This window comes from Prochlorococcus sp. MIT 1307, from assembly GCF_034092395.1.
Classification (GTDB): domain Bacteria; phylum Cyanobacteriota; class Cyanobacteriia; order PCC-6307; family Cyanobiaceae; genus AG-363-K07.
The window spans coordinates 1,662,680-1,681,743 of the sequence record NZ_CP139301.1 but is presented as its reverse complement, the minus strand read 5'-3'; the positions used below and the strand labels follow the sequence as shown (position 1 = coordinate 1,681,743).

Genomic DNA, 19,064 nt, shown 5'->3' with positions numbered 1-19,064 from the left:
GTATAGAGAAGCTCTTCGGACAGATCCACACGGGGAAAGATTAAAGCTGGAATGAGATACCTGATCAATTCAGACGCCGGAGAAGAGGATCCCATTACCTCTCAGGGCTTCGACAACTACGACGATGCCTATGAATTACTAAAGGAGATCTACGGAGATATGTACTGCTCAGATGCTGACTACGTAGATCGTCCCTACTATGAAAGCATTGATGTCGAACAATAATGCTTCAGGGAGAAAAGACAAAAAGCTATTTTTTGTGCCCTTATGAACTACATCTCTAGTCCTTAGTAGCTATCAATAAAGAGGACATATGGCCAAAGCGCATTCAGGCTCGTTTCTCAAAGACCCTGTTAATCAACAGAAAGAAATTTTCTTTGGCCAACTTCAATCTCTAAACAATGGAAAAGCTTCTTTATCGTGGTAACAAATATACCCAAAACAAAGAAATTGTGTCTAAAAAGTCTGTCCAATTAAAGTACAGGCGGAGCATTTACATTCAAAAAAGACAATTAATATCTAAGGTTCAAAATGATTTAATCTATCGTGGCAACAAATACTTGTCTAAAGGGTCTACTAACAAGCCTTATAGACCTGATGCTAACAAAAAAATCTTCTCGTTAGCAAGGGATCTTATTAATGCACAATTTAATCTCGCCAATGATGAGCTTAGTCGCAAACTATGGGATGAGGTTGCAGCTTTTAAAATTGATCCAAAACGTATTATCAACCTTATGTATAGATGCTGTTCAAACCAAGATAATCAGAGCATGTTAGATGCTGATTTAGATTATTTCTCCAAAGAATAATTATAGTGGATCCCTCCAAATAAAATAATTGCAACCACAAATCAATCATCTAAATCTAACTTTTTAATTAAGAGGTTATCTTATTCAAGAAAGGGATGCTTGGTTTGAATATTATTTTTGTAGCAACTGCAACATATGAATAGTATAGATCTCTGTTGTAATGGTTATGAATTTATTTTCAAGTAAAGGGCTTTAAATGGTTAACCGCCTCTATAGACCAAAATTAACAACAAGACCTTCTACGCAAATAAATGATTTAAGGCGCTCCGGTAATTGTAATAATGGACTAGATAGGGACATTGCTGCAATGAAGAAAGTTTGGAAAATGCTATTAGAAGGTTCAACACGCTGGCTTGGGGAAGTAGGTCGTCAATATTAGTCTTCCGGTTTAGATCCTCAAGAGAGATAAAAGAACTAAATGACGTTTTTTTGTATCTAAATATACATAGAATAATCTTCTAACCTACTCTGGACATAGCAGATTAGCAATAATTTTAGATGGGTCAATCTATCTAGCTTCATCTTGGCTGTAATAATTCTGTATCTAAATTTACTAAATTTTAAATTCAATAAATTTCCATTTTTGTTTAATCTGATACAGAGAGAGTGATCTCCTAAATGTATTAATAGGAGATGTATTTCAATACTTTGCTATGAATATAACTCTGGTCTCACGAAACTTATAAAGCCGAAGCATCCCCAAATTCATTATTCTCTTTTTTTCACCTATAAATCAACAGCATTAAACATCTAAACCATGAAACCGTATTTAGAAGGGAAGAAATTAAATAAAATAGAAAAGAATAAAGCTATAAAGGATGGGCTTTTATTAGGTAGTCAAATAGAAGAATTTGCCAAGATTGGTTGGGAGAAAATGGACAAAACCGACTTAGAGCTTCGCTTGAAATGGTATGGAATGTTCTGGCGGCCTAAAACACCAGGAAAATTTATGCTCCGTTTACGAGTAACTAATGGAATACTAAATGCACATCAATTAAATGTAATTGCATCTATTGTTGCTCGTTATGCAGAAGATGGAAGTTGCGATATCACTACAAGGCAAAACCTCCAACTCCGTGGAATTCTTATTAGTGACCTACCTGAAATTCTTAGACGTCTAAAAGATGCTGATATAGAAACCATCCAATCAGGATTTGATAACCCAAGAAATGTCACAGGTAATCCATTAGCAGGAATCGATCCAAAAGAAATTATAGATACCAGGCCATATACATTGAAGTTGGAAAATTACTTAACTAAGAATGGAGAAGGAAATTCTGAATTCTCTAATTTGCCAAGGAAATGGAACACTGCAGTAGCAGGTTCACATGACAACTTTCTTTTGCATAATGACATTATTTTCCACCCAGTTTTAAAAGAAGGAGAACTTGGTTTTAGTGTTTGGGTTGGAGGGATTCTGTCTTCTCAATTAAATGACTACGCTATTCCTCTTAATGTATGGGTTAAACCACATGAAATCTGTGATTTCACAGGAGTAGTTATATCTAGTTGGCGCGATGGTGGAGAACGTTATAAACGACCTCAAGGACGATTTAGATTCTATTTAAATAAAGTGGGAGTAGAAAATTTTAGGAATCATGTTCAAGAAAAATTTGGAAGACTTATTCCAGACCCTGGTTCTATTTTTTCACAAAAACCACGTTCTTTCTTTGGGATTCACCCTCAAAAGCAGTTAGGACTTCACTATGCAGGCATACATATTCCAGTAGGTAGGCTTTCAGCAGAAGAAATTCAAGATTTAGCCTGTATAAGTGCAACATATGGGAGCAGTGAAGTTCGTCTTACTGAAGATCAAAACGTAATCATAATTAATATCCCAGACAAGCAAATTGATAGTTTTAAAGCTGATCGTCTATTAAAGAAATTTCCTCTCAGCCCAAAAACAATAGCGGCAGGGACTGTCTCATGTACAGGTAATACCTACTGCAGTTTTGCTTTGACAAATACTAAAGATCAGGCTCTAAAGATATCTAAAGAGCTTGACTCAGAAATTGATTTACCTGAAGAGCTAAAGATTCACTGGACAGGCTGTCCAAATAGTTGTGGTCAAGCCTATATGGGAGCAATAGGCCTAACCGGAACAAAAGCTAGAAATGCTGATGGGAAGATGATTGAGGCTTATGACATATCAATTGGAGGAGAGCAAGGTCCAAATCAAAAGATAGGAGAGTTAAAACATAAATCAGTGCCTACTGCTGAATTAAAGAATCTATTAAAAAAATTATTGATTGAAAATTACTCTGCAATTCCAAAGACAAAGAATTCCTCTGAGAAATTTATTGTTTTAAAGCAGATTATTGATTGGATTCGTCAGTTAGGTAAAAGCAGTCATTCTCCATAAGCTGCTTTTACCAACACCACTATCTTTGTTAACTTCTCCATGCAATTTAAATCCAATTCAACTGATTTCTTTAGTCGCATTGTCAATTGGCTAAGTGAATTTGGCAATGACCGTCCACTCATTAATCGTCAAGGCGGAAGTAAAGATCCTTTTTCAAGGCTAATGAATCGCATTAGCAGATAAATCAAGCAATTAAAAACATCTCCAACACAATCATTTTCCCAAACATGGATGCAAACACCTCACAAATGGATTATGTCCTTCCTAATGAATTAGTCGATGGAATGATTGCAGCGGGTGGAAAAAAATCTACTGTAAGTACAAAAAACTTACTAGTAAGAGGTTTTTACTCTGGGGCAATACTTGGCTTAGCTACATGTCTGGCAATAACTGTAGGTATTCAATCTGGGATGCCTTTCCTCGGCTCAGTTATTTTCCCGTTTGGCTTTGCAAGCATCGTGCTTTTTGGTATGGAGCTAGTTACTGGAAATTTTGCTCTATTACCTATGGCAACTTGGGCGGGTAAGTCCTCCTGGAAAGCCACATTTAGAAATTGGGGTTGGGTCTGGATAGGTAATTTCTTAGGCACATTTCTTGTAGCAATTTTACTTTCAATTAGTTTGACAAGCGCAGGAACTATTGATCCTTTATCTGCAGCTGAAGGAGGTAAAGGATGGGCCGTTGTTGCATCAAAACTGATATCTATAAATCAATCAAATGTTCTTACTAAGTATGAATCTCTAGGAAGTACTGGACTTTTCCTAGCCTTTATACGAGGTGTTATTGCTAACTGGCTCGTATGTCTTGGAGTCACAATGGCTCTAGTAAGTAAAAGTGTTCCAGGAAAACTTCTTGCTTGTTGGCTACCAATTACTGCATTCCAAACAATGGGCATGGAGCACATTGTTGTAAACATGTTTTTGCATACAGCAGGACCTCTGCTTGGCTCTGGAGTGCCCTTCATTAAGGTTATTTTTTGGAATTTCCTGCCAGTTACTGTTGGCAACATTATTGGCGGAATGGTTTTTATAGGCATGCTTTTCTACAGCACACATCGCACCAAGATGTCTAATGTCCTGCCAACAGTTCATGATGAAAAGCTGGAACGAGAACTAGCAGCAGAACTTGGTGCACGCTAAGGCCAAAGGACTATCTATGGCGTTCCATGAAGACTCAATCTGGGAAAAACTCAACCAATCCCGCAGGGTTCCCCTCGAGCCTTGCTGGTTGGGTAAGGTTTATTCACTCAATCTTCAGGCAGACCTTCGCTTTGCGATCACTGAGCAACTCGGATTACTAAGCAATAAAGGTTGGCCAGTTTTAGAGTTGCTAATCAAAAAAGCAGGGGCTCAGCCAGAGTTAATTAGTGCAGCAGGACTTTGTCATCAAACTGAGGCAAAAACTTGGTTGCTAAAGCTACTCAAAGAAGAGAAGCAACTCAAGCTGCCAGTTCTGCAAGCACTTACCTGCTGGGGAGGTGAGCTTCCAATCATGCTCCTTAGAAATGTCTTAAGCGAAAAATCCCAACCCCTTCTCTTGGCAGGCTTGGAATTACTCAAATTCAAAGTTCATCAACTCAGTGATGATCTTCTTCTTGATCTTATTCAGAAACCATTAAAAGATTTTCGCGATCCAGTTGTGTTATCAACCATTAGGGTTTTACAACGACGCAATAGTACCGCCGTCAACTCACAAATTGCAGAAATTGCTAAGAACGGATCAGAAGCAACAGCTCGTGCAGCAATCCTTGCCCTCAGTTGTATAGCCACTTCCCATAGCCTTGCAACCCTGTCAAATCTTCTCAATGAGCTCCCCCAAGGGCCCCTAAAAGAGATGGCCCAAAAGCAACTGCAACTGCAACTGCAATAAAAATAGGCCAAGATAGAAAAAACAGAAGTCCCCTGCGATCGAGGGTATATCCAAACTCTATTCAAACCGCAGATATGCCATCAGACTGGAATCCATCAGAGCATCAAAAAGAAGGCCCAATAAGTCGTTCTTATGAATTAGTTCATGAGGAGATAGAACGATTACAAAATGAACTGAATTGCCCTGATGAGTTTATTTATGATTTCCTAGAAGCGATACGGGATCATTATTCACCAACTAGTTCCTTCGCACGAATCAGGCACAAAAAAAAAAGCATCTGAAAACCTTAGGCAAAGGTTTATTCAAACCACCCATTTTCGCTGGGATCCCATGGCAAACAGGAGTCCAACAGGAATGTCTTGTACGTGGACTGACTGGGTCCAAATAGATTTATTAAAAGAGGAGGGTATTTTTATAGATCAGGACGTCAAGATTCACTTACGCAAGTATTTATGGAAATCAGATCTATATAAAGACTGGAATAGACGGTGATATGGCAACTAAAAAGAGCAATGAACAAAGGAAAGAACGCTTCAAGGCGATGTCTAGCGATAACAAATCTGAAAGCATTTTTACACGCGTAAATTGGCGATTCCTCATCTTTTTGTTTGCCATAACTTTCATGGTCACTGGACCGTTTTACAGACAAGTCATAGGCAACTCAAACCCCTACCTCAGACCATGGATTATGTTTCATGGATGGGGTCATCAAATCTGCGACGTTCAATTCTCGGTGTCTACCGAAGATGGCAATCGAACCGCAATCGACCCATATTCATACCTTGATTCGCACAGCTGGTGGAAAGCGCCCAAACGCCTCAAGAACCTTAATAAGCCAAGCGAAGTCAAGGCACAGGCGAACAAAATCTGCGAGAGACTTCCCAAGGGAAACGTCCTATATGGAAAAGTACGCTGTGGACAACGTGGGGCCGGTTGGAAAGTACACATCGATAGTGCCAAACCTTTCTGCAATGGCAAAAAAATAACCAGAAGGAGCAAGGCTGAAGAAAGTCAATGAACCACCTGACCCTCCATTCCATGATGCGAAGCTTTGAGCGCAAAGCCTCCACCCGATCATCGGCCATTTTGCGGCTAGGTCTAGTGGCCCTGGTCTGGTCATGCTTTGCCAAAGAGATGATCATCTACAGAACCTTCCAACAGCTCGACTGGTTCTTGATAGGCACTGCCTATTTCATTTTCTCAGGGATGCTCTTTGTCGGCTGGCGAACAAAACTCGCAAACATCGGCCTGGCACTGATCCTCAACACCATGGTGCTCTACCTGGGTGTCTACCACAATCACGCACCATTTCGTTCCCACCACGCAAACCTACTGGCAATGGTCATTACGTGGCTCTGCTTTCTACCCAGCGGTCGCTCCTACTCTCTGGATCGACTGCTGTCATTGCGGCATGCGAAACGTGAAGGGAAATCGCCACCGAAAGAGCTTGGACCTGTCTGGGGGCTGAAGCTCCTAATGGCCCAGGTAACCATCCTCTACTTCTTTACAGCATTGGATAAAAGCTATCTGGCTTATGGAGAGCGACTGGAACAAGTCTTTCAAACCGCATATTTCGGCTCACATCTTCCATGGGAAGGTCTTCGTATAGTAATCCTGATCATGGCCTGGACTACGGTCTTGCTGGAATATCTTCTGGTCATAGGGCTCTATATACGGAGATGGCATTGGTGGCTCATGCCAATGGGAGTCAGCCTCCACATCCTGATGTATTTGTTATTACCAGTGGGCACCTTCAGCCTGACCATGATCTTTCTCTACCTCGCGTTTTTCGATCCAGACAGCGTGCATCACTACCTATAAATAAAAGGTCGCCTATCAGAATTCGATGAAGGTGACGATGGTATCGACTGGGAGGTCTAAGCACCATCCAAGTAATGAACAAGAGCCCTGTCAGGCTCACAACTACATAAATCCAATCAGCGTAGGGCGTCCAAAACATTTTGAGTTCTGGTGATAATCGATCAGTTTTTGGATGTGCTCTTTATTTAGACAGTTAATGCGCGAAGTTGTAGGTATTTCACAAAGTGCGCAAACAGCCAAGAACTCATCTTTGACGTCCTTGGGTTGCCGTGACTCAATTTCTCAAAAGAGAATTTTTATTAGGAATAGAGAAGTTTTTTCTTTCAGTTGCGATCTGTTCGTTATTAGTAATAGAACCTTGATTGAAATAGAATAGAAATAAGAGGCTGAGAATGTTAAGCCATCCACACACCATCCACACATTTGCAAAGGAAAGAAGGGTCTAAACGGGATGGTCGATAAGAAAGTAAGAAAGGTCTTTGTTCACTCTTGACTGCAGTAATTACATCTTCTCCTGTATGCCAAATCCATTGCTGTTGAGGCGATCTTCCGTCAACATCAACGCTTGTTCCAACCGGAGGACCAAAACGATGTCGTAAGCCTGCCAATACTTCCATCATGTTTTCATAGTCCATTTCATAAGCAAGCTGTTTCAAGCCATCCTTGTCTTCAACTCGAACACGAAGACTATTCACAGGTAAACCGCTCATCTGAAAATCTCTAACTTCAAAAAGACCCCTATTCACATCTTTCTGAACAGGAGTTAAGGAAACACCAAGATGTCTCTCTACACTGGAGAGATCCATTCCTCACGACAAACCTTCAACGCAAGCTATCGGAGGTTTAGGGCTGAATTGAATAAAAAAAGGGGGGCTAATTGCCCCCTAGCGATCGACTGTCAACAATTCAATTGTGAATTAAGAATCCATTGCTGCGACTTCTTCACGAGCTTGCTTTTGCCTTTCTTGAAAAACAGAAGGCCTATAAGAAATAAAGTTTCCATTTTTTGTAGCAGCAAGTTGAGCTTGGTGAAGCCTTTCTGCTTTTTTGATGTGCGAGCGAATTAATGGGAGAGTGTTCATGACGTTCCTCCGAAGTGACAGCCCCGTTCCCTGCTGCCAAAACATGCATCCCAGCCAAGGGACGAACGTACAGAAATGGTAGCAACGGATACCAAATATTGGCTATGAAAAAATTATCTAGTCAAAATGATCTAACTAGTCATTCAATCCCGCCAGGATCATTCTGCGAGACAATAAAAACATCGGCCATGTTTCATTCACACAGTATTCACACACTGCAATTCCCTGAGATCCCTTGATATGACTGAAATTAACTACTGACTAATGAACAAGTGCATTTAAGTGATAGCAAGCGTTCTCAGCGAATCAGGAATTTCTATTCAAACTTTATTCAAACTAGAGAAATGATGAAATTCGACAAAAGAAAGCAATAGATATGGCAACTAAAGAGAGCAATGAAGAAAGGAAAGAACGATTCAAGGCAATGTCTAGTACTGAGAGGAAAGCATTAATAAGAGCAAAAATGAAAGCCAAAGGGTTACAAGAAGGGAGTGGGGTACCAGGGAAAAACTTGTCTTCATATAACCGAGATGAGATCTGGGATCTCATCCAAGTGACTGGCTCTTTCCTTGAGATGCAAACCAAACCAAGGGCAATGAAACCAAAGACTCCTAGCAAAAAGAAATCTTTGATTGCTTGGATACTGATTGCTATAACTCTGACCGGTGGAATGGTCTTGTATTACCGGCAATACCCATCGCCAGAGACAAGAAGAGAGCTGTCAGTAGATGGAATGTTTACTGATTAAATGACCAAGACTCGTGACTTAGTTGTCATCTTGATAAAAGGAACGGACAAAAACCTTTAGAAGACGAATTTTGCAATGACATATCAAATCACTAGGAAGGGCTTGGAATAGGTAAATATCAGCTCTAAATTCATGACCAGCAACTTTCATTCTTCATGGGGTTTAGGACATGTTCGTTCCTTGGCCATCGCTATCTCGTCGACCACCGATAAAGAAAGCAAGATAGCAAGCTGATCCAATAATTCCACAAATAACAGCAAATAAATTCATTGATTTTTGTCTGAATAATAGGTTTTATTAATACAGCAAGTAGCCAAAATCTCACGTAATTATTGAGACAACTGCAACTATTATTTTTTACATTATGAACAAGGCGATCAAATTGAGCTGACAAATGCATTGGATATTACTTGAAAGCAGATATTTTATTACTCTTAAACTTCTTATGTGTTAGATAATAATCATTAGAGCATTTAAAACTAATGTAATGTCAGCCGAAGAAATTCAGTTGTTTAACCATTCCATCGCTTATCATCAACCAGTCGCTATTGGCTCATTTTTGATATTTGCTTTAATTTATAGGAGCAAGTTTTATAGCTTTAAAAAGCTTTCTGCTCCTAATAAAGAAAGCACAAACCACAAGGTTGAACCAATTACCGTTGAAGAGAATTGAAGTAGAGTTTTTATTCTAATCAACAATTCCTTATCACTTTCAAATAATAAAAATGGAACTCTTTAAAGATCTTCTTTTTGGCATCAGTGGACTAAGCATAATCTTCTGGGTTTCTGTAATTGCCATGTGGCATGCGGATATGTTTCCAAGAATATTTAGGGCCAATGGTGAGAATAGATTAGCTACTAGTACCGCCCAAAAGCTGATAAACAGTTCCCCGCGTTCTTCATTTGAGGAAGGGGCTTTAAGGCCATCAAATATGGAAAGCAGTTTATTCGACAGGTCCAAATACAAAAGAAAATCAATCTTAATTGCAGATTTTAGCCCAATAGAAGATGACTATAACGTACATAGACTTTATACTGGACTTCTAATAAGTATTGGGATTACTTCATTTATCCTATTAACTTATGGACTGCAAAGTGGCTTTAATTTCGTCAGGGTATTGTCTTGAGGGCTTGGGCACAATCCAAAAGTTAGTTAAATTTATCTAGAATTAAAAATCTACTAGCCAAAACAAGAAGTCTAGACCTGTGATTTATCATTTAGGTTAATTGATAATACCAAAAAGCGGCACAAATCACATTAGATATTGAGAAAAGAGTATAGTTTTTCTGAGAGTCAAGTATCAAAACTTTCTATTTCCCTTCAAATAGGGTGCTTTTTCTTTCTCATAAGGATAGGAGTATTCTCTTAGCAACTCCAACCTATTTCGAATAGGTACACTTACAAAGAATACGATTGTATAACTTGGATGTGTATATAAGTCTCAAATGATATAAAAACATCGAATAAATACTACTTCAGGGATAAATCATGTTAAGTGCATAATTAATATTTTACAACCATAAATATATTAAATAAGTAATTTGATTATTATCACGTGCAGACCTACGGGAACCCAAATGTCACGTATGACTGGTATGCGGGCAACTCAAGGTTGCCAAGCCAATCAGGAAAATTCATCGCTGCTCATGTCTCTCATGCTGGCTTGATGTGTTTCTGGGCTGGGGCATTAACCCTTTTTGAGCTTGCTCGCTACGATGCTTCCCTGCCAATGGGAACACAGAATCTAATTCTTTTGCCACATTTGGCTGGCCTTGGCATTGGAGGAATTGAAAGTGGCGCAGTAATTACTGAGTCCTATTCAATAACAGTAGTTGCCGTTCTCCACCTCATTGTCTCAGCTGTGTACGGAGCCGCTGGCCTCCTCCACTCATTGAGATACAAAGGAGATTTAGGAGATTATCCAGAAGGCAGTAGGCCTAGAAAATTTGACTTTCAATGGGATGACCCCGATAGGCTTACTTTCATCCTTGGCCATCATCTACTTTTTTTAGCTCTCGGATGTGTTTCATTTGTTGAATGGGCCAAATACCATGGGATTTGGGACTCGGCTGCAGGTGTTACCCGTACGATTCGCTACAACCTTGATCTAGGGATGATCTGGAATCAACAGGTTGATTTCCTTGCTATTGACAACTTGGAAGATGTAATGGGAGGACATGCATTCTTAGCATTTTTCTTAAGTGCTGGGGCTATTTTTCACATCTTTACTAAGCAATTTGGTAATTACACAGAATTTAAAGGCAAAGGGCTGCTTTCTGCAGAAGCGAATCTTGCGTGGGCTTGTGCAGGTGTTGGCTATATGGCTTTAGTCGCTTCATTCTGGTGTTCAACAAATAGCACAATCTATCCAGTTGAACTATATGGTGATCTGCTCAAGCTTAATTTCGATTTCGCCCCTTACTTTGTCGACACTGACACTTCTCTCGCAGAAGGAACTTTTACAGCTAGAGCATGGCTATCAAATGCCCATTTCTATCTTGGATTCTTTTTCATTCAAGGTCATCTTTGGCATGCCTTAAGAGCCATGGGATTTGATTTCCGTCGCATTGGGCAAGCCTTCGACAGTATGGACAACGCAAACCCAACTACAAGTAGTTAATTTAAATCCCTACTAAAATTAGCCATCCGTTAAAAGCTCTGCTGTTAGCAGGGCTTTTTTATACGTTGCCGTAATAAATATGCACTTTTAGCAATAGTTGAGCTGATTAATCTAATATTTTAAATCACAAGTACTGACTGTTAATGACAAAAGCAAAGCTCCATTCAAACTATTTTTATAATCTCAGATTAGTCTTAATAGTCAATGTTGCATCACTGTGTAAGAACTGCTTGTCGTATATTTTTATAGCAAAGACAAGTAACAGCCCAAATGACTTCTAGTCATCAACTAAAGGGATTAATATTCCTCAAGGGACTCACAAATAGAAATTCCATTATTGTTCCAGTAATAGCCATTGGCAGTACCCAGATTGCCATGAAGCGAGGGCCCATGAATCTCATCTGATCTGAGCCATCAAAAGTTTTTTTTGTAGATGTGTAAATAGTTTCTACTCCCTTAACTTTATATAGATTTCTACTATAAGGCTTGATAAAGTTATCAGACTTTATGAATTCAATTGTTTTCCTAGCAATAAAGATCGGGAATATCCAAGGTGCAAAAAGGCGAGGGCCGATCCATTTCCTTGGCATTGGGAACAACAATTCCTTATTATCATTATTCTTAGTAAAAGCATTCTCTATTTGATTATAAATGAATTCAAACTCGTCTTTATTTTCGTCGACCTGAATAAATGATTCAACTAAGTCTTTTTCATTTGATTCATTGTCAGAAGTTTCCTCTACTGGATTCTCTAGAGACTCAACCATGATCTCTTTATCATTCTGTGGGCCCATATGCTTATTTAATTGGTTTATATATTCTCTCATGATTCAAATAAGCTGCATATATCTTGCTTTACATCGAAGTGTATAAGATAAACACTTTTCAACTTCTCAATGATCTTTAATCATTCACTTTAGATTTGATTCTTAGCCATTTAAATTACCAAAGATTGAAACTCGTACAAATAAACCACTAAAGTGTAATTTATGAACTTGGCCTGGAGGTATTAATCAATTAAAAGGATATAAATGCAATTTCATTAATGGATCGTGCGCGTATGGCCTCTCTACCTATACCTAAGGGAGCCATTGAAATCAAAATCTCAGAAAGAGATTGGGGAATTGAACGGTCTTACAAAACAAATAAAGGGACTGAAATATACACACCCGCACCTTTTTATTCCTCTCGCTAGTAAAGCTTCTCAAAACCAACGTGTCCTCGTTGATCGTGGTTCAACAAAACAGTCTTAAAAAGAAAACCTTGAGCTAGTTATTATCTGGACAGATGTCGAAGAGCCTCCTAAAAAACATTGGCCCAGGGAATTAAACGGAAGTGACTATTAATAAAGCAGCTCACAAACTTGACTGCCTAAACAATCCAACCCAAACAAGGGCAATACTTCTGATATCAGCTAGAAAGTCAGTTAGCTTTAGAAAATTAGTTGTCAATCTCAGTCACCTCCCCCTGCCCGGAAAGCACAATCAACGAGCTAGGGATCAAGCAATGGCCAATTTGGACTTGTGATCCCAGTTCATTCCCTTGGACCTATAGCGACAAGGAAACTTGCTTACTGCTGGAAGGTGATGTGACCGTTACCCCTGATGGAGGTGAGCCTGTCCGATTTGGAGTTGGTGATCTAATTGTTTTTCCTGCAGGAATGTCTTGTAAATGGGAAGTGCATAAAGCAGTTCGTAAGCACTATCGTTTTGGTAACTAGCTAATCAATGAAGACCCTGAGATCGAGGGTTTATTCAAACTTTATTCAAACCGCCCATTTTCGCCCAAGCCCCTTGATATGACTGAAATTAACTACTGGCTAATGAAGTACTAGCCAAGCCAAGAAAGTAATCATACCAATCGATCTATCTCCTTTTTGGATTTATTCTCTTTAATTTCTCTGGAGCCTATTTATTAGTCAAGCAATTTATTTGGAAGATATTAGGAAGCTCTTCATACCAGAGAATAAGTTCGATAAGTTAAAGAATAAACCATACTTTTCCTTTTCATCACTGTCTACTAGTGCAATACGCTCTAACTTCTCAAGACGTTCGTTCTGCATCGCGACTAGATTTCTCAATTCAGCATTTGAAGCTTTCATTTCTTGGTTCTCAGATTGCAGATCTCCTACCTTCGCTTGTAGTTCTTTCTTCTCTTTAACGCTTAGCATCGCCGGCTTATTGATCTTGCCGATCTTGAAGACAAATCCCAGTCTTCCGGACCAAGCATCATTGGCAATTCCTTGGTATTCCTGATTCTTTGGAATGACTGATGCCGCTGCATTGAATGCAAGACGGTCATTAATACGTGATGCGCAACCTGCCGAAACTGCAAAGTTGGCGCTATGTGTTCCAGTGCCTACTCCACACGAAAGTGGTGAGTCTTGCGGCACATTAGGAAGACCAGTTAATGCAGCACTTAATGCTCCGACGTTATCTATTGCTTGTTCAACATCTCTTCCATTAATCAATAACTTGCTGCCATTTGTTATATCAATTGGTACAACGTTCCCACTACCCTCAGGTCCACTTGTCCCCCACAATCTCAATTTAGTACTTGTTTCTTCGAAGTTTAACGAATTCTGACCAATACTATATGTATTCCCATTCTTCCTAATTAGTTGACGTTGATACACCCCATCATAATCAGTAGGATTTGAACTTTGAATCGTCCAAGTTGATGTATCGAAGTTAAATGACCTTAATGTGCCGTCGTCAAAAAATACTGTTGGATCTCCTGTAATTTGGTTTATATAAGTATTTTCATTGTCATACGTCAAGTTAGAACCAGTTAGTGTATCCCTTAGTTCATTTATACCTGTCGAGCTATTAATTGTATAAATCTGGAGAGAATTTCCTCCATCACCTTGTATTAATCCCCACAAATCCCATTCTGCTTTGGCAGGTCCACTGCCTAATAGAAGAATTGCACTGGCAATTGCAGAAGAATATGTTTTTCGAATAAACATTCAATTGTAGTTATTGATATCAAACTATCGTCACTTAGATTGGCTCAGCATCTAGGCAATCTAGACACTATAAGTTTCGGCTATGTGAATAACTTTAAGCGTATTGTTCAATGGACCTGGAATCTTTCCAGAATTAATCTGCTCAAAACAGCTAGGAAGGAAGTGCACAGGAAATCAGAAATTCAGTGCTAGGTGACCCCTATTCGGTGCTGCTTCTAGTTGGACTCATCTTCATGGGTACACAGCTTTATGTGCTTCTCTCGATCGTCAAGAACAACAAAGGCGAAAGATTTTTCTTTGATCGAACTCAGATGTATGCGATTCAACTACGTATAGAGAGGCTCTTCGCAAAGATCCATACGAGGAAGGATTAAAGCTGGAATGAAATACCGCATCACTAGGCACGACGGAGAAGAGGACGAGATCACTACTCAAGAGTTTGAAAACTATGACGATGCTTATGAGTTATTGGAAGAAATCTATGGCGATATGTGCTGCTCAGATGCTGACTATGAGGACCGTCCTTACTACGAAATCATTGAGGTAAAAGATTGAGCCATTTGGGTAATAATGGACTTGGGCAAGATTCTTCCAAAATCCGCTTGATACTCTTTGTTTCAGGCTGAAGTTACTCTAATTTTACTCTAATCTTTCAAACTCTAGTTATACCAAGCAAATGAGCGAAATTAACTACTGGCTAATGAAAAGTTCCCTTTGAGTGATATCAAGCGATCTCAGCGAATCAGGAATTTCTATCCAAACTTTATCCAAACTAGAGAAATGGTAAAAATGGAAGAAGAAATGCCTCTTGCCAATCAAGAAGAGAACAAAGAAAAGGTTGAGAACTCTCTACTGAATTATGAATACGACGAAGATGACGATGGAGTCGACTGGGAGGTCTAATGAAATGACCGTGAAAAAATCTTTTGATTTGCGGGTATATGAAGCTGTTTCACAGATACCATTAGGTCAAGTCGCTACCTATGGGCAAATAGCTGAACTAATTGGTTCATATGGATGCGCTAGACAAGTGGGTTGGTCTTTAAAGAGATTGAGTTTGCCCTCGACGATTCCCTGGCATCGAGTAATCAACGCCAAAGGCAAAGTATCAATGAAAATTAGTAGAGAGGGAACTGATTGGATCCAAACAGATTTGTTGAAACACGAAGGCATTTTTGTGGATACTCAATCAAAGATTCCACTAAGCAGATATTTATGGAAACCTGTAGAAGCAGTTTATGAAGAACTTTCCATAGAAAAAGCGAGCTTCAAAGCCAATAACTAGAAGTCCTAGCTTTTCTAGATTTAAGGCTCATAATGCGCACATAATTAATTGAAAATTTGAGAATGAAGAGCAAATCAATATTTTTTGCAATTACCTTACTTGGCTCAAACTTTTTGCCACTTGCTCAAAACAAATCATTCGCAAACGACATCCCTCAAAGTTTTACCTCCGCAGGAAGAGCTGTTGGTGCTTTGACGGGGAATGACTCAATGGCAATTGGATATTTAGCTGATGTCGACAGTGATAACTCAATTTCAATTGGTAATTTAGCTGATGTCGACGGTCATGACTCAATTGCTATTGGTTATAACGCCACTGCATCAGCATTAAGAACTACTGCAGTGGGTGGTGATACCAATGCAGGTTATAGCTACTCTACAGCGATTGGATATGGAGCAACGACTGATAAAGTAAATCAAATTGTTCTTGGTCGAGCTGATGATAATGTAACCATTAAAGGAATGGCAGAATTCGATAGTGACTTAACGATAGGAGCTGATTTAAATGTTATTGTTGGTACCTCAACATTTTCTAGTGTTGATATAAATGGAGGTGCAATTGACGGTACTGCCATTGGTTCAAGCTCAGTATCAACTGGTGCTTTTACCACGCTAAGTGCAAGTGGCGCAACGACATTAACTGGAGCCTTAGATGCCAATGGTGGTGCCAGTATTGATAACGTTCAAATTGGTGTGACTGGTGATAATGAAATTGATACCGCTTCTGGAAACTTAACCATCGATTCGGCTGGTGGCACAACAACTATTGATGATGATTTAGCTGTTAGTGGGGCTGCTACTTTAAACAGTACATTAGATGTCTCCGGTGATGTAGATATTGATGACACCACTCAATCAACGAATTCAACCACTGGTGCTTTAAAAGTTGATGGTGGTGCTGGTATTGCTAAAAACTTAAACGTTGGGGGTACTTTAGAAGTCACCGGCAATACTTCCCTATCAGGAATCTTAGGAGTCACAGGCGCAACGACATTAACTGGAGCCTTAGATGCCAATGGTGGTGCCAGTATTGATAACGTTCAAATTGGTGTGACTGGTGATAATGAAATTGATACCGCTTCTGGAAACTTAACCATCGATTCGGCTGGTGGCACAACAACTATTGATGATGATTTAGCTGTTAGTGGTACGACAACCATGACCGGAGCCTTAGATGCCAATGGTGGTGCCAGTATTGATAACGTTCAAATTGGTGTGACTGGTGATAATGAAATTGATACCGCTTCTGGAAACTTAACCATCGATTCGGCTGGTGGCACAACAACTATTGATGATGATTTAGCTGTTAGTGGGGCTGCTACTTTAAACAGTACATTAGATGTCTCCGGTGATGTAGATATTGATGACACCACTCAATCAACGAATTCAACCACTGGTGCTTTAAAAGTTGATGGTGGTGCTGGTATTGCTAAAAACTTAAACGTTGGGGGTACTTTAGAAGTCACCGGCAATACTTCCCTATCAGGAATCTTAGGAGTCACAGGCGCAACGACATTAACTGGAGCCTTAGATGCCAATGGTGGTGCCAGTATTGATAACGTTCAAATTGGTGTGACTGGTGATAATGAAATTGATACCGCTTCTGGAAACTTAACCATCGATTCGGCTGGTGGCACAACAACTATTGATGATGATTTAGTCGTCAGTGGTACATTGACAGTCAATGGAACAGAGATTACTGGTAGCGATTCAGCTCAAACGACAACCAACACATCAGATATTGCTACCAACAGAAACAACATTAATAATCTTGGAGCTGCAGTAGCTAAAGCTACTGCACTATCAGCGGCTCTAACAGCTTTACCTCAAGCATCTACTGATTCAAAATTTAGTTGTGGTATCGGCTCAGGTGCTTATAGCCGCAGTTATGCAATTGGGGTTGGTTGTGCCTCTAAAGTCAATGAGAAAATTAATTTTAACTTTGGTGGTTCCTATGTTAATGGTGGTTCTGAAAACTATGGAAATGGCTCTTTAGATAACGTTGCTGTTAAAGCTGGTTTTGTTTTCAAGTTTGGAAAACCCAACGAAAGCACTCTCATCAGCATGAATGAAAAAAAAGCACTGCAATCCAAAGTCAATCTTCTTTTAACAAGCAACAAGAGAATCAAAGAAAACAATCGGAAAATCAAATTAGAAAGCAAAGAAATGAAGCTAAGCAATCAAGAGCTTAGAGATTTAGTTACACTGCAAAATAATCAAATCCATAAGCAGAATCAGCGGCTGGACAAACTTGAGCGTATTGCTTTTAATTCTCAAAAAAACAATAAACCAATATTCACTTCCCTTAACTTATCCAACCCATTATCAAGCCTGAAAAACTTTCTAATCTCAAGTCATAACAGAATCTTCGTCTTTGCACTTAGAATCATCAAATGAAAAATGCAATTGCCTCCATAGCTTCTCTAAGCTTTCTTTCCGCTTGTGGATATCCTTCTTTCTACGAAGCTCAATATGATTGCGCTAAATGGATCAAAGATGGTGGTACTTACAACGGAATCATTAAGGCTATTCCAGAGACAAATAACAATAAAAATCAGATGAAAGAAGTTTTTATAGACACGTTGAATACCTTTTCATTAAGGAAGTGTCAAAAAGATCTAGAAACAAATCAGGTCTTAGGACTCATTCTCAAAAACAGAGTTGCTGGACAAACCTATGTTTTTAATGAGAATCAAAGGCTTGAAAATTCGCCAAGTCGATTAATTGACCGTAACCTCGACTGGCAAGTCGAGAAAAGATTTAGGTATTAAGAAGAGAGTCCTTAGTCTTCTTTACGGGTCACAAATAACTTAGAAATACTAGTTTTCATTTTTCCAGTGAAAACGAAATAACTGAAGATCCAAGGAACTAACAGAATGCAACCAAGTTAGGAACGATTCCACCATTAATTTGTTCCTCTCCAAATGAGAGAAAAATCACAACAATAAAAACTCTTTCCAATTATCAGCAAAGTTCACAGACTAACCAAAGGAGCAATCATCCTTGCCACTCCACAGGAGTGAGCCAACTAAAATAGCTAAAAAGAAAGTGCACAGAAGATCAGAAATTCAGTGTTTGGCGACCCCTATTCAGTTCTATTGCTAGTTGGACTCATCTTCTTGGGTTTACAGCTTTATGTGCTCCTCACAACGGTCAAGAACAACAAAGGCGAAAGATTTTTCTTTGATCGAACTCAGATGTATGCGATTCAACTCCGCATAGAAAAGCTCTTCGGTCAGATCCATACGAGAAAGGATTGAGCGATAATGTCAGCAGACAAGAAGCTTGTTCAAACAAGTTTTCCTTTGATGGTATTTTCACTTCTTAAAGTGATCGCCAACTAGGCAACCTTTGTCTCTAAAGTGTAGTTATTCTAACTTTATTCTAACCCTGTATTTTCCTCTTAATCCCTTGGCATGACTGAAATAAACTACTGGCTAATGAACAGTTACAAGCCAATGATACCAATGGATCTGAGCGATCTCGGTAAATCTATTCTA

At 39.3% G+C, this 19,064-nt stretch carries 24 protein-coding genes; 20 read left to right on the top strand and 4 right to left on the bottom strand.

Annotated features, from left to right (window positions below):
• Positions 1–51 precede the first annotated feature (51 nt).
• The 10 genes from SOI82_RS08590 (at position 52) to SOI82_RS08545 (ending at position 6,861) form a co-directional block, all read left to right on the top strand.
• Positions 52–225 carry a hypothetical protein gene (locus SOI82_RS08590; protein WP_320667011.1) on the top strand — a complete coding sequence of 58 codons (174 nt, stop codon included), beginning with the start codon at positions 52–54 and terminating at the stop codon, positions 223–225.
• A 176-nt stretch (positions 226–401) separates the two neighbouring features.
• Entirely contained in the window at positions 402–809 is a 408-nt protein-coding gene (locus SOI82_RS08585) for a DUF4278 domain-containing protein (RefSeq protein WP_320667010.1), read from the top strand.
• A gap of 196 nt (positions 810–1,005) precedes the next feature.
• Positions 1,006–1,188 (top strand): hypothetical protein, encoded by a 183-nt coding sequence (locus SOI82_RS08580; protein WP_320667009.1) that lies wholly within the window; start codon positions 1,006–1,008, stop codon positions 1,186–1,188.
• 378 nt (positions 1,189–1,566) lie between these two features.
• Complete coding sequence (locus SOI82_RS08575; RefSeq protein ID WP_320667008.1) at positions 1,567–3,171, top strand: ferredoxin--nitrite reductase; 1,605 nt, start codon at positions 1,567–1,569, stop codon at positions 3,169–3,171.
• 248 nt (positions 3,172–3,419) lie between these two features.
• The gene (locus SOI82_RS08570; protein WP_320668405.1) at positions 3,420–4,310 is read left to right on the top strand and encodes a formate/nitrite transporter family protein; all 891 of its coding nucleotides are present in this window, start codon (positions 3,420–3,422) and stop codon (positions 4,308–4,310) included.
• On the top strand, positions 4,300–5,040 hold the full coding sequence (locus SOI82_RS08565; RefSeq protein ID WP_320667007.1) for a HEAT repeat domain-containing protein: 741 nt from the start codon (positions 4,300–4,302) through the stop codon (positions 5,038–5,040). Before SOI82_RS08570 ends, SOI82_RS08565 begins: the two co-directional genes overlap by 11 nt.
• 74 nt (positions 5,041–5,114) lie before the next feature.
• Positions 5,115–5,321: a hypothetical protein gene (locus SOI82_RS08560; protein ID WP_320667006.1), complete on the top strand. Its 207-nt coding sequence runs from the start codon at positions 5,115–5,117 to the stop codon at positions 5,319–5,321.
• A 49-nt stretch (positions 5,322–5,370) separates the two neighbouring features.
• Positions 5,371–5,532 (top strand): hypothetical protein, encoded by a 162-nt coding sequence (locus SOI82_RS08555; protein ID WP_320667005.1) that lies wholly within the window; start codon positions 5,371–5,373, stop codon positions 5,530–5,532.
• Between the two features lies 1 nt (position 5,533).
• Positions 5,534–6,058: a hypothetical protein gene (locus SOI82_RS08550; RefSeq protein ID WP_320667004.1), complete on the top strand. Its 525-nt coding sequence runs from the start codon at positions 5,534–5,536 to the stop codon at positions 6,056–6,058.
• Positions 6,055–6,861, top strand: a complete 807-nt coding sequence (locus tag SOI82_RS08545) for an HTTM domain-containing protein (protein ID WP_320667003.1) — start codon at positions 6,055–6,057, stop codon at positions 6,859–6,861. The genes SOI82_RS08550 and SOI82_RS08545 overlap by 4 nt, the downstream gene beginning before the upstream one ends.
• 395 nt (positions 6,862–7,256) lie before the next feature.
• Here SOI82_RS08545 and SOI82_RS08540 read toward each other — a convergent pair whose 3' ends face one another.
• On the bottom strand, positions 7,257–7,667 hold the full coding sequence (locus tag SOI82_RS08540) for a hypothetical protein (RefSeq protein ID WP_320667002.1): 411 nt from the start codon (positions 7,665–7,667) through the stop codon (positions 7,257–7,259).
• Positions 7,668–7,778: 111 nt separating this feature from the next.
• Positions 7,779–7,943: a hypothetical protein gene (locus SOI82_RS08535; protein WP_320667001.1), complete on the bottom strand. Its 165-nt coding sequence runs from the start codon at positions 7,941–7,943 to the stop codon at positions 7,779–7,781.
• A 376-nt stretch (positions 7,944–8,319) separates the two neighbouring features.
• On the opposite strand from SOI82_RS08535, the gene SOI82_RS08530 reads away from it, so the two are divergent.
• From SOI82_RS08530 to SOI82_RS08515, 4 genes are all read left to right on the top strand, one after another.
• Positions 8,320–8,691 (top strand): hypothetical protein, encoded by a 372-nt coding sequence (locus SOI82_RS08530; RefSeq protein WP_320667000.1) that lies wholly within the window; start codon positions 8,320–8,322, stop codon positions 8,689–8,691.
• A gap of 487 nt (positions 8,692–9,178) precedes the next feature.
• The gene (locus SOI82_RS08525; protein WP_320666999.1) at positions 9,179–9,364 is read left to right on the top strand and encodes a hypothetical protein; all 186 of its coding nucleotides are present in this window, start codon (positions 9,179–9,181) and stop codon (positions 9,362–9,364) included.
• Between the two features lie 52 nt (positions 9,365–9,416).
• Positions 9,417–9,818, top strand: a complete 402-nt coding sequence (locus tag SOI82_RS08520; protein ID WP_320666998.1) for a hypothetical protein — start codon at positions 9,417–9,419, stop codon at positions 9,816–9,818.
• A gap of 429 nt (positions 9,819–10,247) precedes the next feature.
• Complete coding sequence (locus SOI82_RS08515) at positions 10,248–11,312, top strand: chlorophyll a/b binding light-harvesting protein (protein WP_320666997.1); 1,065 nt, start codon at positions 10,248–10,250, stop codon at positions 11,310–11,312.
• Positions 11,313–11,596: 284 nt separating this feature from the next.
• On the opposite strand, the gene SOI82_RS08510 is transcribed toward SOI82_RS08515, so the two are convergent.
• A complete protein-coding gene (locus SOI82_RS08510) occupies positions 11,597–12,106 on the bottom strand; it encodes a hypothetical protein (RefSeq protein WP_320666996.1) in 510 nt (169 codons plus the stop codon).
• 251 nt (positions 12,107–12,357) lie between these two features.
• Here SOI82_RS08510 and SOI82_RS08505 point away from each other — a divergent pair, with 251 nt between their 5' ends.
• Both SOI82_RS08505 and SOI82_RS08500 read left to right on the top strand, forming a co-directional pair.
• Positions 12,358–12,507 (top strand): hypothetical protein, encoded by a 150-nt coding sequence (locus SOI82_RS08505; protein ID WP_320666995.1) that lies wholly within the window; start codon positions 12,358–12,360, stop codon positions 12,505–12,507.
• A 249-nt stretch (positions 12,508–12,756) separates the two neighbouring features.
• Positions 12,757–13,032: a cupin domain-containing protein gene (locus SOI82_RS08500; protein WP_320666994.1), complete on the top strand. Its 276-nt coding sequence runs from the start codon at positions 12,757–12,759 to the stop codon at positions 13,030–13,032.
• Positions 13,033–13,239: 207 nt separating this feature from the next.
• Here the strand turns inward: SOI82_RS08500 and SOI82_RS08495 are convergent, their stop codons facing one another.
• On the bottom strand, positions 13,240–14,280 hold the full coding sequence (locus SOI82_RS08495; protein ID WP_320666993.1) for a YadA-like family protein: 1,041 nt from the start codon (positions 14,278–14,280) through the stop codon (positions 13,240–13,242).
• A gap of 381 nt (positions 14,281–14,661) precedes the next feature.
• On the opposite strand from SOI82_RS08495, the gene SOI82_RS08490 reads away from it, so the two are divergent.
• The 4 genes from SOI82_RS08490 to SOI82_RS08475 all read left to right on the top strand — a co-directional run bounded on the left by SOI82_RS08490 (position 14,662) and on the right by SOI82_RS08475 (position 18,335).
• Entirely contained in the window at positions 14,662–14,835 is a 174-nt protein-coding gene (locus tag SOI82_RS08490) for a hypothetical protein (protein ID WP_320666992.1), read from the top strand.
• Positions 14,836–15,187: 352 nt separating this feature from the next.
• Positions 15,188–15,565 carry an MGMT family protein gene (locus SOI82_RS08485; protein ID WP_320666991.1) on the top strand — a complete coding sequence of 126 codons (378 nt, stop codon included), beginning with the start codon at positions 15,188–15,190 and terminating at the stop codon, positions 15,563–15,565.
• Positions 15,566–15,627: 62 nt separating this feature from the next.
• Positions 15,628–17,961 carry a YadA-like family protein gene (locus tag SOI82_RS08480; RefSeq protein ID WP_320666990.1) on the top strand — a complete coding sequence of 778 codons (2,334 nt, stop codon included), beginning with the start codon at positions 15,628–15,630 and terminating at the stop codon, positions 17,959–17,961.
• Positions 17,958–18,335, top strand: a complete 378-nt coding sequence (locus SOI82_RS08475; protein WP_320666989.1) for a hypothetical protein — start codon at positions 17,958–17,960, stop codon at positions 18,333–18,335. The genes SOI82_RS08480 and SOI82_RS08475 overlap by 4 nt, the downstream gene beginning before the upstream one ends.
• Positions 18,336–19,064: the final 729 nt, after the last annotated feature.

Bases quoted from the DNA above. Each gene is read 5' to 3' on its own strand.
- SOI82_RS08580 (WP_320667009.1), top strand. From the start codon at position 1,006: ATGGTTAACCGCCTCTATAGACCAAAATTAACAACAAGACCTTCTACG.
- SOI82_RS08475 (WP_320666989.1), top strand. From the start codon at position 17,958: ATGAAAAATGCAATTGCCTCCATAGCTTCTCTAAGCTTTCTTTCCGCT.
- SOI82_RS08560 (WP_320667006.1), top strand. From the start codon at position 5,115: ATGCCATCAGACTGGAATCCATCAGAGCATCAAAAAGAAGGCCCAATA.
- SOI82_RS08525 (WP_320666999.1), top strand. From the start codon at position 9,179: ATGTCAGCCGAAGAAATTCAGTTGTTTAACCATTCCATCGCTTATCAT.
- SOI82_RS08570 (WP_320668405.1), top strand. From the start codon at position 3,420: ATGGATTATGTCCTTCCTAATGAATTAGTCGATGGAATGATTGCAGCG.
- SOI82_RS08585 (WP_320667010.1), top strand. From the start codon at position 402: ATGGAAAAGCTTCTTTATCGTGGTAACAAATATACCCAAAACAAAGAA.
- SOI82_RS08590 (WP_320667011.1), top strand. From the start codon at position 52: ATGAGATACCTGATCAATTCAGACGCCGGAGAAGAGGATCCCATTACC.
- SOI82_RS08495 (WP_320666993.1), bottom strand. From the start codon at position 14,280: ATGTTTATTCGAAAAACATATTCTTCTGCAATTGCCAGTGCAATTCTT.
- SOI82_RS08520 (WP_320666998.1), top strand. From the start codon at position 9,417: ATGGAACTCTTTAAAGATCTTCTTTTTGGCATCAGTGGACTAAGCATA.
- SOI82_RS08545 (WP_320667003.1), top strand. From the start codon at position 6,055: ATGAACCACCTGACCCTCCATTCCATGATGCGAAGCTTTGAGCGCAAA.
- SOI82_RS08480 (WP_320666990.1), top strand. From the start codon at position 15,628: ATGAAGAGCAAATCAATATTTTTTGCAATTACCTTACTTGGCTCAAAC.
- SOI82_RS08530 (WP_320667000.1), top strand. From the start codon at position 8,320: ATGGCAACTAAAGAGAGCAATGAAGAAAGGAAAGAACGATTCAAGGCA.
- SOI82_RS08490 (WP_320666992.1), top strand. From the start codon at position 14,662: ATGAAATACCGCATCACTAGGCACGACGGAGAAGAGGACGAGATCACT.
- SOI82_RS08555 (WP_320667005.1), top strand. From the start codon at position 5,371: ATGGCAAACAGGAGTCCAACAGGAATGTCTTGTACGTGGACTGACTGG.
- SOI82_RS08575 (WP_320667008.1), top strand. From the start codon at position 1,567: ATGAAACCGTATTTAGAAGGGAAGAAATTAAATAAAATAGAAAAGAAT.
- SOI82_RS08485 (WP_320666991.1), top strand. From the start codon at position 15,188: ATGACCGTGAAAAAATCTTTTGATTTGCGGGTATATGAAGCTGTTTCA.
- SOI82_RS08540 (WP_320667002.1), bottom strand. From the start codon at position 7,667: ATGGATCTCTCCAGTGTAGAGAGACATCTTGGTGTTTCCTTAACTCCT.
- SOI82_RS08510 (WP_320666996.1), bottom strand. From the start codon at position 12,106: ATGGGCCCACAGAATGATAAAGAGATCATGGTTGAGTCTCTAGAGAAT.
- SOI82_RS08505 (WP_320666995.1), top strand. From the start codon at position 12,358: ATGGATCGTGCGCGTATGGCCTCTCTACCTATACCTAAGGGAGCCATT.
- SOI82_RS08550 (WP_320667004.1), top strand. From the start codon at position 5,534: ATGGCAACTAAAAAGAGCAATGAACAAAGGAAAGAACGCTTCAAGGCG.
- SOI82_RS08535 (WP_320667001.1), bottom strand. From the start codon at position 7,943: ATGAACACTCTCCCATTAATTCGCTCGCACATCAAAAAAGCAGAAAGG.